The organism is Vibrio sp. HI00D65 (assembly GCF_001635455.1).
In the GTDB taxonomy this organism is placed as follows: Bacteria; Pseudomonadota; Gammaproteobacteria; order Enterobacterales; family Vibrionaceae; genus Vibrio.
The window spans coordinates 1-503 of the sequence record NZ_LWEH01000585.1 but is presented as its reverse complement, the minus strand read 5'-3'; the positions used below and the strand labels follow the sequence as shown (position 1 = coordinate 503).

The 503-nt window shown below is 55.5% G+C and carries 1 rRNA gene; it reads left to right on the top strand.

Annotated features, from left to right (window positions below):
• Positions 1-503: ribosomal RNA gene (locus A3712_RS24045) — 16S ribosomal RNA — on the top strand; the annotation flags it as partial.

Below are 503 nucleotides of genomic sequence, written 5' to 3'. Positions count from 1 at the left end.
CGGGAGCTCTGAGACAGGTGCTGCATGGCTGTCGTCAGCTCGTGGTGTGAAATGGTGGGTTAAGTCCCGCAACCGGCGCAACCCTTGACCTTGTTTGCCAGCGAGTAATGTCGGGAACTCCAGGGAGACTGCCGGTGATAAACCGGAGGAAGGTGGGGACGACGTCAAGTCATCATGGCCCTTACGAGTAGGGCTACACACGTGCTACAATGGCGCATACAGAGGGCGGCAAACTTGCGAGAGTGAGCGAATCCCAAAAAGTGCGTCGTAGTCCGGATTGGAGTCTGCAACTCGACTCCATGAAGTCGGAATCGCTAGTAATCGTAGATCAGAATGCTACGGTGAATACGTTCCCGGGCCTTGTACACACCGCCCGTCACACCATGGGAGTGGGCTGCAAAAGAAGTGGGTAGTGTAACATTCGGGAGGACGCTCACCACTTTGTGGTTCATGACTGGGGTGAAGTCGTAACAAGGTAGCCCTAGGGGAACCTGAGGCTGGAT